At 42.4% G+C, this 12,515-nt stretch carries 8 protein-coding genes; 3 read left to right on the top strand and 5 right to left on the bottom strand.

Annotated features, from left to right (window positions below):
- Nucleotides 1–272: 272 nt before the first annotated feature.
- Both bcp and ACYX4O_RS03215 read right to left on the bottom strand, forming a co-directional pair.
- Nucleotides 273–743, bottom strand: coding sequence for a thioredoxin-dependent thiol peroxidase (bcp, locus tag ACYX4O_RS03220; protein ID WP_476354546.1), 471 nt, complete (start codon nt 741–743; stop codon nt 273–275).
- A 53-nt stretch (nt 744–796) separates the two neighbouring features.
- Nucleotides 797–1,216, bottom strand: coding sequence for a potassium channel family protein (locus tag ACYX4O_RS03215; protein ID WP_476354544.1), 420 nt, complete (start codon nt 1,214–1,216; stop codon nt 797–799).
- Nucleotides 1,217–1,426: 210 nt separating this feature from the next.
- Between ACYX4O_RS03215 and ACYX4O_RS03210 the strand changes: the two genes are divergently transcribed.
- The 3 genes from ACYX4O_RS03210 to ACYX4O_RS03200 all read left to right on the top strand — a co-directional run bounded on the left by ACYX4O_RS03210 (nt 1,427) and on the right by ACYX4O_RS03200 (nt 8,884).
- Nucleotides 1,427–2,722 carry a glutamate-1-semialdehyde 2,1-aminomutase gene (locus tag ACYX4O_RS03210; protein WP_476354542.1) on the top strand — a complete coding sequence of 432 codons (1,296 nt, stop codon included), beginning with the start codon at nt 1,427–1,429 and terminating at the stop codon, nt 2,720–2,722.
- A gap of 412 nt (nt 2,723–3,134) precedes the next feature.
- Nucleotides 3,135–7,619 (top strand): glutamate synthase-related protein, encoded by a 4,485-nt coding sequence (locus tag ACYX4O_RS03205; RefSeq protein WP_476354540.1) that lies wholly within the window; start codon nt 3,135–3,137, stop codon nt 7,617–7,619.
- A gap of 191 nt (nt 7,620–7,810) precedes the next feature.
- Nucleotides 7,811–8,884: an FUSC family protein gene (locus tag ACYX4O_RS03200; protein ID WP_476354538.1), complete on the top strand. Its 1,074-nt coding sequence runs from the start codon at nt 7,811–7,813 to the stop codon at nt 8,882–8,884.
- Nucleotides 8,885–9,492: 608 nt separating this feature from the next.
- Here ACYX4O_RS03200 and ACYX4O_RS03195 read toward each other — a convergent pair.
- From ACYX4O_RS03195 to ACYX4O_RS03185, 3 genes are all read right to left on the bottom strand, one after another.
- Nucleotides 9,493–11,271, bottom strand: a complete 1,779-nt coding sequence (locus tag ACYX4O_RS03195; RefSeq protein WP_476354536.1) for an ABC transporter ATP-binding protein — start codon at nt 11,269–11,271, stop codon at nt 9,493–9,495.
- Between the two features lie 165 nt (nt 11,272–11,436).
- Nucleotides 11,437–11,967 (bottom strand): nucleoside tri-diphosphate phosphatase, encoded by a 531-nt coding sequence (gene ntdP, locus ACYX4O_RS03190; RefSeq protein WP_036787395.1) that lies wholly within the window; start codon nt 11,965–11,967, stop codon nt 11,437–11,439.
- Nucleotides 11,968–12,265: 298 nt separating this feature from the next.
- Nucleotides 12,266–12,463 carry a gamma-type small acid-soluble spore protein gene (locus ACYX4O_RS03185; RefSeq protein ID WP_188655161.1) on the bottom strand — a complete coding sequence of 66 codons (198 nt, stop codon included), beginning with the start codon at nt 12,461–12,463 and terminating at the stop codon, nt 12,266–12,268.
- Between the last annotated feature and the right edge of the window lie 52 nt (nt 12,464–12,515).

The following is a 12,515-nucleotide window of genomic DNA, read 5'->3' as shown; positions in this document are numbered from 1 at the left end:
TAAGGGGAGGTTGGTTTCTTAATGTACTATACGCTGATCGTTATGAATTGGTATGGACCTTCACCCAACGTTTTGAAAATAGGCTAGTACTCTTTTTGTAGGTATCGGAAATGATCAACGAATTAGATGACCAAGATTACCTGTATACCTTACGCAAAATACAACAAATCAAGCAAGATTAACCCACATTCACACACTAATGCACGAAAGCGTGCCAGACACCCTTTACCACAGTAGAGTAACCAATAAAAAACCTCCATAATGGAGGTTTTTTAGTTTAGGTTTTCTCTTATATACTGTAGGGCCTCTTCAACATGCCCCTTCACACGTACTTTACGCCATTCATTTACTAGATTACCTTCCTTGTCGATAACAAAGGTCGAACGTTCGATTCCCATGTACTCTTTACCGAAATTCTTCTTCAACTTCCATACACCATATTCTTCAGCGACCGCATGCTCCTCATCTGCTAATAACATAAACGGAAGTTCATGTTTATCAATAAACTTCTGGTGACGATCAACAGGATCTGGGCTAACACCAAGAATAACAGCATCTAAGTCTTTGAAGCTTTCGTGATGATCGCGGAAGTCACAAGCTTCCGTTGTACACCCAGGTGTCATATCTTTCGGATAAAAATACAACACAACATTTTTCCCTTTATAATCAGAGAGCTTTACCTTTTCCCCGTTGTTAGCCGGGAGTTCAAAATCCGGTGCTGGCTTACCAATTTCCATAGTCATTCCTATCCCTCCTGAACGTAATCTCTTTTAAGGGTAACCAAATTCAGGAGAACTTACAACTTATCTGATGGCTCATCGTGCTGATGATGATACATATATTGAACAACAAAAGCAGCGGGCACGATATAACCGATCATTGCTTCAATTAAAGCAATGGCCTTCCCTAACCCTATCGGAGTAATATCACCGTATCCTACCGTCATTAACGTTACCCCGCTAAAATAAACAGAATGAGCAAAACGATCAAGCAACGAGTCCTGTTGCAGAAGTTCATCTTGCAATATCACTAACCCTTCAGAAGCCAGAATAAAGTAGATTAAACCAAACCCTATCATAACAATTCCATAAACTGTAATAAGCGTATAAAAGTGATGAAAAGAAAATAATTGACGAACTTCTTGATCACTGCGAAAAAAGCCCGCCAAACTTCCACACACGCATAACACCACTAGACTCAACAACACCCACACCATGTCCCATCACTCCCCCAAACCACCACCTATCACTATCATATAAACAAGCCTTACCTAATATGTATTCCCTTCACCATGTTAAAGCGTGCCAGACACCCTCTAGCTCTTCACTGCACGAAAGCGTGCCAGACACCCTTCTCTTCTGCACAGCAATAAAGGGGTGGTGTGTGTTAGAATGGGTTTTGAGTATTTTTTATGGAGGTTTTCTTGTTGAATATTAATAGATCGAAAGAGTTATATAGAGAAGCAGAGGACCATATCGTCGGAGGGGTAAATTCGCCTTCTCGCGCCTATAAAGGTGTCGGTGGAGGGACTCCTATCTTTATGGATAAAGCAGAAGGGGCTTACTTCTTTGACGTAGACGGTAACAAATACATTGATTATCTAGCTGCGTATGGACCAATTATTACAGGCCATGCTCACCCACATATTGCTGAAGCGATCTCAAAGGCAGCATACAACGGTGTGTTATACGGCACACCAACAAAACTTGAGAACAAGTTTGCGAAGATGATTAAAGAAGCGATTCCTTCTATTGAGAAAGTCCGCTTTGTGAACTCTGGTACAGAAGCCGTTATGACAACGATTCGTGTCGCACGCGCTTATACAAACAGAACTAAAATCATTAAGTTCGCTGGCTGTTACCACGGACACTCTGACCTAGTTCTTGTTGCAGCAGGGTCCGGACCAGCAACACTTGGCACACCTGACTCAGCAGGAATCCCTACATCTATCGCACAAGAAGTGATTACAGTTCCATTTAATGACATCGACACTTACAAAGACGCACTTGAAAAATACGGAGACGATATTGCAGGGGTACTTGTAGAGCCAATCGTCGGGAACTTCGGTATCGTGGAACCAAAGCCTGGTTTTCTTCAAGAAGTTAACGATCTTGCCCATGAAGCTGGAGCCCTTGTCATTTACGACGAAGTCATCACAGCTTTCCGATTCCACTACGGTAGCGCACAAGATATTGTCGGTGTTGAACCAGACATGACCGCAATGGGCAAAATTATTGGCGGAGGTCTTCCAATAGGTGCTTATGGCGGGCGTGTAGATATTATGGAACAAATCGCTCCACTCGGGCCAGCATACCAAGCTGGAACAATGGCCGGGAACCCTGCATCCATCTCAGCAGGAATTGCTTGTCTTGAAGTACTACAACAAGAAGGCGTCTACGAAAAAATGGATCAGCTTGGTGCCATGTTAGAAGAAGGAATTTTGCGTCACGCAGAAACATACAAGCTACCTGTTAAGATCAATCGCTTAAAAGGAGCCTTAACCGTATACTTCACAGATGTAGAAGTGGAAAACTACGACCAAGCAGAAGCTACAGACGGTGAAATGTTCGCGAAATTCTTCCACCTAATGTTGAAAGAGGGAATCAATTTAGCCCCTTCTAAGTTTGAAGCATGGTTCTTAACAACAGAACATACAGAGGCTGATATTAAAGAAACGCTACGTGCCGTTGAATCTTCATTCAAAGCATTAGCAAGCGAATAAATATACACCCTGTTATACATCTCCGCAATCACATAAATTGCGGGGATTTTTTATCACTTCTATGAAAACGCTTACCTAAAGGCATCTCAATGAGTGAAGCACTTCGTTTACACCAAACTCCCCCTTCTCCATCATACAAATCACTGTATATTTAATTGCAAAGCCTACCCCCATATGATACTATAATAAATAATTCAGAAAATTTGTACATCGGATTGTACATTTTCATTTCTTACCCTTTTTCAAAAAATCTTTCACTTCGCTCCGAAAGATTTTGTTTTGAACAGAACACTTTTCAAGGCTTTTGCATTCTATTGCGAAAGCCCTTCTTTTTCTCATTTAACGACTACAGGAAGTCCTTCACTCCCTAAGGTCGATTCTATTTGTAAATCTTCAAGGAGGTGCGGTCAACTTGACCAAATCGAGACGCGTAAACTGGGATCCCAATGAATTTCGTGACTATCACAAACATGAACATGATGCATGCGGAATTGTTGCTTGTGTTCAGAAAGAAAACAAGCCAACAAAAGAAAACATTAACACTGTCATTAATGCACTTGTGACCATGAACCACCGTGCAGGTTTTACTAAGCAAGAAGGAGACGGCGTTGGTATTCATATGGATATACCAAAAGCCCTTTGGGAAGAAAAACTAACTTCCAATCAACAAGACAAAAACCTTGCCCACCACTCTCAATTTACTGTAGGACACCTTTTCATCAATAAACAAGCTCAAACTACCACTATAAAAACCAACATTCAAGACATCTTAGATCAACACGGCTTCCAACTCATCTACCAAGACGAACAATCAACTCGCACAGAAGCTTTAGGACCTCTAGCGCAAAAACAAGAGCCGATATTCTGGCAGATTGCCCTTTTACCAAACAATGAAAACATGAATTTAGATCGCGCTTTATTTGAAGTTTCCCTTGCCATTGAAGAAGATGAGAATGTACATGTCGCCTCTTTATCTTCTTATCACGTAGTCTATAAAGTAATGGGTGCCGGAGATCAGCTACCTCAGTATTTTGCTGATTTGGACCATCCTAAAATTGCATCTGCTATGACATTAGGTCACAACCGCTACTCTACAAACACGCTTACAAGTTTTTTTCGTGTGCAACCATTTAGCATGCTAGGTCATAATGGTGAAATTAACACAATCGCTAAACTTCGAGATGAAGCTGAAATGATCAATGTCCCTTTAACAGGTAACGGGAGTGACTCTCAGGACCTTAACCGAACAATAGAAACGTTTGTTAAACGAGAAGGTTATGGACTGTTTGAAGCACTTGATTTAATGTTCCCACCTATTTTAAACGAATTAAAACGTTACCCTACTCACCTTCAGGATATGTATGCCTACATGCGTGAAACTTGGGGCCATTTCGCACAAGGGCCAGCTGGGATTATCTCGAGGCACAAAAATGAAGCTGCCTTCAGCTTGGATTCTCTAGGGCTACGACCACTATGGCAGCTTGAAACAATGGATGCCCACCTTTTCTGTTCTGAACCCGGCATTCGGGCAAATAGCGAGTACGTTAGCGATCCTAAACCTCTCTCTCCAGGGGAAAAAGTAGGAGTAAAATATGACGAAGAAGGTACATTGCAAGTATTCGACCACTTTGCTTATCAAGAAGAAGTATACCGCCGTATGGGCGCACGCTTTGACTTCGAAGGGTTCCATTCTCGTATCCAACCCGGTAATACAGATACAGTTAAGCCTCACCCGACCATAACGAATGTTCACAATGGCTGGTATGCAGCATATGGTTGGGACAGGGAACATATTCAACTTCTTGAGCAGATGGCTGAAAAAGGAGCAGAACCGATTCGCTCCCTTGGGCATGACGTTCCTCTCGCTTCTTTACACCAGGGCCGTAAAAACATAGCTGATTATTTTAAAGAAAGTGTCGCAGTTGTGACGAACCCGGCAATCGACCGGGACCGTGAAGCCGAACACTTCTCTACTAGAACCATTTTAGGGCGTCGTCCTAATGTAGTAACTAAAGACGAAGCTCCCTTTAACTTAGAACTTCTATCACCGATTCTCGTAGAAGGTGTACACGCTCAGACCATTTCTTCTCAAGAACAGCAACCTTCTTATGAACAAATTCTTCACCGCTTCAACCAAGTCGGCCTTACTCAAACACTCTCTATAACAGCTAGGGATGAAGAAACGATTGAAGAGGCCATTCACCGCTTATCAAGCGAAGCAGAGTCACTCGTCGATAAAGGTGCTGAACTTCTTGTTCTAAATGATGGGGATACCCACCAGGAAGACCACCTTTGGTTAGACCCTCACCTTGTCGTATCGGCAATCGATAAACGACTCGTTGAGAATCATAAACGGAGAAACACATCTATTATTCTGCGTTCAGCTTCGATTCGCTCCTTACATGACCTCATCACCGTATTTGGTCTAGGAGCAGACGCGGTCAATCCTTATCTACTTTTTGCGACTGTAGCTGAGGAAGAATTAACACCAACCCTTAACTTGTATCATGCTATGAATAAAGGCCTTGAAAAAGTTATTTCAACGATCGGTATTCACGAATTAAGAGGGTATGCTCGCCTTTTCTCAAGCATCGGTTTACACAACGATTTCTCAGGATTGCTACGCATTGTGAACTTCTTTGGCGGTGATGGGTTATCCTATAACTGGAAGGCACTGAAAGAAGATTCCATCGCTCGTCGAGAAGATTTCCAAAACGAAAAAGCTCGTCCAGGAAAGAGCTTCCATGCTTGGCCTCGTCTTTGGAAATCAATCGGAGATGTAGCCAAAGGAAATCCTATAGATGACCTTCGTGAGAAAATTGACGGACTTGAAGAAAAGAATCCGCTCAGCATTCGTCACCTCGTTCAACCGAAATCAAGCGAACATAAAGAAGAAACGTCTAAAGTAGACTTAGGAGTCGGCACACATGACTTACCATTTATGATCTCTTCCATGTCGTTTGGTTCTCAAAACGAGACAGCGTTCCGCGCTTACGCTGAAGCTGCCGACCAACTTAATATGATTTCCTTCAACGGTGAAGGCGGAGAGATTAAAGATATGCTTGGAAAATATCCAAACACACGCGGACAGCAAATCGCTTCTGGTCGATTTGGGGTAAATGCGGAATTATTAAATTCTTCTAATCTACTAGAAATCAAAATTGGTCAAGGTGCAAAACCCGGCGAAGGCGGGCATCTTCCAGGCTCTAAAGTAACCGCTAAAATTGCAGAAGCACGTAATGCAACAATCGGCTCTGACTTAATTTCGCCATCGAACAACCACGATATTTATTCTATTGAAGATTTAGCACAGATGATTTCCGAGCTAAAAACCGCCAACGATCAGGCGAAAGTTACCGTAAAAGTCCCAATTGTTCCGAATATCGGAACGATTGCTGTTGGTGTCGCTAAAGCCGGTGCTGATTTCATCACGCTCAGTGGCTTTGATGGAGGTACAGGTGCAGCTAGAATTCATGCTCTTCAACACGTAGGGCTTCCTGTAGAAATTGGCGTGAAAGCAGCTCACAACGCCCTTCTTGAAGCCGGTCTTCGTCATTCTGTTGAAATTTGGGCAGACGGCGGGCTACGTAGTCCACTTGATGTAATGAAAGTAATGCTTTTAGGAGCTAACCGCGTTGGATTTGGCACGCTATCTATGATTGCCGTAGGTTGTACCGCATGTCGTGGGTGTCACCTTGATACGTGTCACGTTGGGATTGCCACACAAATTGAAACAGAAGCTCAGGCAAAAGAACACGGACTTCGCCGCTTCGTTCCAAGGGAGTACCAACCTTCTGTTACAGGGCTTATGAATCTATTTACCACATTTGGTGAAGAACTTAAACGCCTAACAGCTGAGCTAGGCTTCTCCAAAACACAAGACCTTGTCGGCCGTTCTGATTTACTAGAACAGTATCGAGGTGAAGATTGGATGGATTTAACCCCTCTACTAGAAAAACTCGAGGTTGAAGAAATCCAAGCTTATCAGAAGAAATACGAACGAATGGAAGAACGTCTTCTTATGGCAGTAGGTGCAGAATATCTAGACGGGAACCAAGAACAGCTTCTTGATTCTAGGGAATTCTCAAATGTAACAAGTGAACAACGAAACCTTAGCAGTCGCGTTTCTTGCCACCGTGTCCGTGACCGTCTTGATGGATCCTATCGTGATCTTGATCCAATTCGACTTCACTATAAAGAAGGCTCTATAGTCGGTAATGGATTCGGGGCTTACCTCACTGATGGTATGGATACATCCGTTATCGGTGGTGGTCAGGACGGTGTCGGAAAAACGGCATTCGGCGGAACCCTTGCTATCTTAAAATCCCCTGGAGCACATGGCGGGTATATTAACGGGGCTGTTGGAAAAGGATTTGGATATGGAGCTCAAAAAGGGCGACTCATTGTTCAAGGAACAGCAGACTCAAGAGCCGGTATTCGATTATCCGGCGCTGATATTATCATAGGCCAGCAACTACAGGCCCCTCTCCCTGCTGAACACGATGGCAACTTCGGATGTTACTCAAGCATTAAAGGGTTTGCCTTTGAGTATATGACAAACGGACGTGGTCTTGTACTAGGTGACCCAGGGCCTTGGATGTGTGCTGGAATGACGGGCGGAGCCGTTTACCTTCGTCATCAACCAGAGATGGGATTAACGAAAGAAGCCCTTCATAAGCGAATTGCTAAAGGAGCTAAAGTCGAAATTGAACCTCTAAACGAAGGCGGAAAAGAAGACGTAAATGAAATGCTTACAGGATACATCGAAGTCTTAAAGCAACATGATCAGCATGCAGAAGCTGATTCTCTTGAACTTCTTCTTGAAAACCTTGAAGAGCATTTCCTTCAAGTCGTTCCTGAGAAAATTCAAGCAGATCCATCCGTATCAACCGAATAATAGACGATACCCTGCCAAGTGCAGGGTATTTTTTTGCATTCCACCCTCCTCTATACTAGACTCATTGTGAATGGTATGTGACATGTTCACATAAATTAGTAAAGATTTACAAAAAAGAGCTATTCTTTTCATGAAAACAATTGTATAATCAATTTCGCTTATTGGATTTTCTTCTGAAAGAAGGTTATGAAATGAAGTTAGGTGCACGTATGCTGAAGACAGGATTAGCCGTAGCGATAGCTATGTATATAGCGGCTGCCCTCCCCTTTCAGACCAGCACAGTTTTCGCAGGAATGGCTGCCTTATTTTCAATACAGCCATCGATTTATCGGTCGTACCAATCCATTGTTGAACAAGTAGAAGCAAATATTATAGGTGCTATTGTTGCCTATATTATTTTGATCTCCCTTGGTAACGACCCGTTCATTATGGGATTCACCATTGTCCTCGTTATCGGAGTTTGTGTGAAGTTTGGCATGAAAGAGAATACGATCCTCCTTGCCCTTGTTGCCGTAATTGCCATTATGGAATCAACCGAGATGGATCTACTTCCATTTACAATGCTACGCTTCTCATCTTTAATGATCGGAATCTTCGCCTCCTTTATCGTTAACTTAGTTTTCTTGCCACCGAAATATGAAACAAAACTCTTTACTCAAGTAGACCAGCATACAAGCGACATCCTGCAGTGGTTGCGTATCACCACACGTCACTTATCCGATCGCCCAGCCCTTCGCGAGGAAATCGAAAGACTAGAAGGAGCCATGGTATACTTAGATAATACCTACAGCTTGTTTAAAGAAGAACGAACCTATTTCAAAAAACGTCGTTTCGAAAAGGCCCGCAAACTCATTTTGTTCAAACACTTAATCTCGACTACACGTAAAGCTTTCGAGGTATTAAAAACATTTAGCAGTCTAGAAAACGAAATGGATAAGGTCCCAGCTGAATTTCGAACGACACTAGTTAACGAAATTGATAAGGTCATTCATGTTCACGAGAAGCTCATTCTCTCTATTAAAGGCAGAATCCGTTTTCACGAATCAGACCCCATAGAAGAAGCTGGCGAACCCAATATTCCAAAGCTCGTTGAACATCTAATTGATATATACGAGGAGAAAGAAACAGAAGAAGAAAAATTAATGTTTCTCCCCCTTGCTACAAAATTAATGGATTACCATCAAAAAATGACACACTTAAAAAAACTCCTCTCAAGTTATCAGCTTTATCATACGAGCGAGCATATTAAGACGATTAAAAAGTAGACCCTATACATGTATAGGGTCTACTTTCCATATAAGCTATCTTATATGGAAGACTCGAAGTTGAGACATTTTAATATAGATAGGGCCGTTACGTTTGTTGAGTGCTTGGGGTGTCTGGGGAACGACTCGCTTTCCGCGGCCCCACACTACGTGGGGTCGTTCGACGTTGTCACAGGACGTGACGGTCTTAGTCGAACTTCCTCTATTTTTTTACAGCCTCCTCGGGCAAACCACCCTGCGGGGTCTCGTCGACCTCTTTCTCCCGCAGGAGTCTCCCCGTTCCCCAGACACCCCTGACTACAGTTTTACGAACGCCCCAACATCTTAAGGTTCGTGAAATTTGAAGACCCTATATAGCATGTTTCCGTTACACCCTATATGGAAAAGGTGGCTCGGGAAATCGCGAGACTCCTGCGGCAATAGGAGCCTAGGGAAGACCCCACAGAGAGCGCTAGCGAACGAGGAGGCTTCCCAGCTCGCCGCGGAAAGCGAGTGATTTCCCGAACCACCTTACGCTCAATTTAAGCAAACGGAAACATTTTCTCAGTTTCGATTATTCAACAAAATAAAAAGAGAGGACCCGCGCGGTGCGGTTCCTCTCCTTCTTTTTATGTTCCTAAATATTCAGTTTCAGGCTCGGCGTCATCCAGTTGCTGGACTTGATAAAGATCATAATACGCACCCTTCTTATTCATCAACTCTTCATGACTACCCACTTCTTTAATCTCACCATCGGCCAATAAGACAATGCGATTAGCATGAGTAATGGTTGATAATCGGTGAGCAACGATAAAGGTCGTTCGATCTGCAGCAAGTTTCTCTAAGGCCTCTTGAATTAAATGCTCACTCTCAAGATCAAGTGCGGATGTTGCTTCGTCTAAGATTAACAGAGGTGGGTTTTTTAAGAAAACGCGCGCAATGGCTACACGTTGCTTCTGTCCACCTGACAATTTGACGCCTCTTTCCCCTACAGTAGTGTCATACCCGTAAGGCAGGCTCATAATGAAATCATGAGCATTGGCTGCTTTGGCTGCTTCAATCATCTCATCATCTGAAGCATCAGGGTTCCCCATTTTAATATTCATCGCAATCGATTCACTAAACAAGATATTATCCTGCAGAACCATACCAATCTTATCCCGAAGTGTACGAGCTTCTACATCTCGTATATCTTTCCCATCAATCTTAATACTTCCTGATTCTACATCATAAAAGCGCGGTAGGAGGCTGATAAGGGTTGATTTCCCTCCCCCACTCATCCCAACAAGCGCAATCGTTTCCCCCTTTTTTACGTTTAGAGAAAGATCTTTGAGTACAAGACTTTCATCTTCATCGTAACGGAAAGAAATACGATCAAACTCCACATCACCATGAACGTGGTCGAGCTTTTCTGCTCCTTCTTTATCCTTAATGTCATACGTTTCGTCCATAAATTCAAATACTCGGTCCATCGATGCTAACGATTGAGTTAGAACAGTAGAAGAGCTTACTAGCCTACGGAGCGGGCTATAAACTCGTTCCATGTAGCCGATAAACGCTACCATTGTACCAACTTGAATATTACCTTGGATGACGAAGTAACCCGCAAACCCAATCACGATAAGGGGTGCGATATCAGTAATTGTCGACGTTACACTAAATGTCTTCGCATTCCAGCTTGTATGGCTAAGCGCTTTGTTTAGGAAGTTTCTATTCTGAACATTGAATTGCTCTTGTTCATAATCTTCAAGAGCGAAACTTCTCACAACCGGCATACCCTGCACTCTTTCATGCAGGTGCCCTTGTACTTGAGCCAAGGCTTGAGAACGATCTCTCGTTAACCTTCGTAATTTAGAATAGAAGTATTTAATAGCGAACCCATAAAGCGGAAAGAGAGAGATCGAGACGAGCGTTAACCAGACATCCATATAAAGCATAATCCCAATCGCAATTACGATAGTAAACATATCTAACCATATATTCATAAGCCCCGTCATCACGAAGTTTTTTGTTTGTTCAACATCATGAATGACACGAGATATAACTTCCCCAGTCTTTGTTTTAGAATAAAAACGTAAGCTAAGCCGTTGAATATGATCGAATAATTTCTCTCGAATATCAAATAGAATGCTGTTTCCAACCCACTGCGCAAGATATTGCCTGAAATACTCAACAGGTGGTCGAATTACAGCAAATACTATAAAGGCCCCTCCCATGAGCCAGACGAGTTGATTGATTTGTTCTGCCTGGGTCATGTCAGGGTTGTTAAGGATTGAATCAATGACGTATTTAGATAACAGCGGAATCAATAAGGGAATACCGAATTTCACTATTCCGATTGACACCGTTAATACAATTTTCCATTTATATGGCTTCACAAAATTCATATAGCGCTTCACGCTACCCATGGTGTCACCTCTTTCTCTATGTTGTTGAAAAAAACGTTCTCCCACATCAAGAACAAGATATCAACAAAGTAGTCAAACTAATCGTTCAAAACCATTCAACGAACATAAAAGGGGACAATCCCTAATCTTGCTGGGATCCGTCCCCTTTTAGGACATTTCTTGTACTTACGATAAGTAGGTTAAATAACGTTCATACCATTGATCTATAAACTCCGGCGAGAATGGCCCTTTCCTTTGCCTTACCCAACGGAGCAAATGATTCACATTATTTTTTAAAATGTGGTCTAAAACACCCGGATAATTCATATCCTCGCGATGAATTTCGTATTCATCTTCATCTAACAAGATATGGGTATAATCGGGAAAGACTTTAACATCAAGGTCATAATCAATGTACTTAATGGCTCCTTCATCATAAACGAAGGGGGAACTGATGTTGCAATAATAATAAACCCCGTCGTTTCGAAGCATGCCAATTATATTAAACCAGTACTTCGAATGAAAATAACAAATAGCTGGTTCCCTTGTTACCCAGGTCCGACCATCACTTTCGGTTACCCTAGTTTTATCATTGGCACCGATCACCACATTATTCGTACCCTTTAAAATAGTGGTGCTATCCCACACTCGGTGCAACTGACCATTATGCTTGTAGCTATGAATTTGTATATGTTGACCCGGCTTTGGGACTGACATGAAATCTCCCTTTCTCCTCTATTCGCACGACCTTTATTTATAAAATTCTATAACTTTCCTTCATATTATTATAACGATAACAAGTGATGATTGGAAATAATAAAACTACATTAAAGAGTGAGAAAGGGATTTTTACTTATAATATGTATAAAAAAAGTATCCCCTAAGCTACTCTCCCGTAGGTTCCTAGCCAATTGGGCTAAAGAAACTAGGGGGGGAGAGAACTTTTCAGGGATACTCTTCTTCTTAGGAAGTCGTTAGAATTCGGGGGTTACGACATCCAAGTATAATGTTGCTGTTATTTTTTCTTTTGAGCAGACTTTTGGTTCTGCTGTTTCACGTGCTGTACGTCTGTTTTACCTTGACCTTGAGCAAATTCTGTACCATATTGCCCTTGTCCTTGTGCAGACTGTTGGTTTTGCTGTTTCACGTGATCAACACTTGTACCTGAAGCTGTTTTGTTTGCTTGCTGCTGTTGGTTTTGTTTTTTAGCCAACTTAATCACCTCCGCAACAACTAGATTGCGCAGAAATCGTTAAAGCTATTCC

Source organism: Pontibacillus sp. ABV4_188 (assembly GCF_056311905.1).
The sequence above is the reverse complement of the archived record's forward strand: the minus strand, read 5'-3'. Positions and strand labels throughout refer to the sequence as shown.